1 protein-coding gene is annotated in these 620 nt (G+C 69.4%); it reads right to left on the bottom strand.

The features are described 5' to 3' along the window. Window positions 1–620 (bottom strand): FG-GAP repeat domain-containing protein (locus IEY55_RS31795; protein ID WP_189062287.1); only part of this gene is annotated, 620 nt, incomplete at both ends.

Below are 620 nucleotides of genomic sequence, written 5' to 3'. Positions count from 1 at the left end.
GGGAGGCCGTCCCCGGTCAGGTCCTGCAAGCCCAGCGCGAGTGTCCAGGAACGGGCCGCCACATCCGACAGCGCGGGGCTGACGTCGGTGAGCGCGGGCCTGGTGTCCGGCTGTCCGGTCGGCCTGGTCAACAAGAGGCGGTTGACACCGGCGTTGCGTGCCAGCCCCATCGAGTCCTGCATCCTCATCCGGGAATCGACGGCGGCCGTGGTGTCCAACACCCTGGCCCCATCGGGAAAGTAGTTCCCCACCAACACATCCAGGTGACCGTCACCGTCGACATCACCGATGTTGAGGTTGGTGGAGTTCCACACCTGCATCGGCTCGATCAGCTCGACAGCGCGGAACGGCCCGGGCTGTCCCTCGGGGCGCGGGCCGCCGGTGTTGAGGAACACCGCCGGGGAGCGTCCCCAGTAGTAGACGAGGACGTCGATGTCGGAGTCCTCGTCGAGATCGGCCGGGACGCAACCCATCGGCGCCATGGTGGCGTCGTAGGCCAGGCCAGCCGGTTCCAGTCGCACCGGCGGGTACATCGCGCCGCCGCCCGCGGCCAGGGGGCGTAACGTCACCGAGTCGTCCCGCGGATCGACCAGGCAGACGTCGGCATCCCGACCCAGCCC

The sequence above is a fragment of the Longimycelium tulufanense genome, from assembly GCF_014645795.1.
In the GTDB taxonomy this organism is placed as follows: Bacteria; Actinomycetota; Actinomycetes; order Mycobacteriales; family Pseudonocardiaceae; genus Longimycelium; species Longimycelium tulufanense.
Note: the sequence above shows the minus strand (reverse complement) of the source record. Positions and strands in the feature narration are given on the sequence as shown.